The sequence below is a fragment of the Haloferax profundi genome (assembly GCF_001469865.1).
Classification (GTDB): domain Archaea; phylum Halobacteriota; class Halobacteria; order Halobacteriales; family Haloferacaceae; genus Haloferax; species Haloferax profundi.
Window position 1 is genome coordinate 1 of sequence record NZ_LOPV01000255.1, and the last position, 297, is coordinate 297.

The window sequence follows — 297 nt, forward strand, 5'->3', positions numbered from 1 at the left end:
GCTTGGTCGTTCGTCCGGTCGATTACCTCGGCAGTCAGCCGACTTTCACGGAGGTCACGTTCTGGACCACCACCCACGTCTGAGACGACGGGAGTGGCGTTGATGCCACGGACGATGCCACTGATACGAAGTGCGTCGCGGTCAACTTCGTCTGCCCGAACGGCGAGTCCGTATGTGGGCGTGTACGACTGGCTGACGACTTCGACTGAGACGGTGTCTGCAATAGTAGCCTGTGGACTCGTTCGCTCTTGGCCCCACGAATCGATTATCGTCGGTCCACCACGAATTGGCTCGGTT

The 297-nt window shown here is 59.3% G+C and carries 1 pseudogene; it reads right to left on the reverse strand.

What is annotated here, in order from left to right:
• Nucleotides 1-297: pseudogene (locus AUR66_RS21990) on the reverse strand (hypothetical protein); the annotation flags it as partial.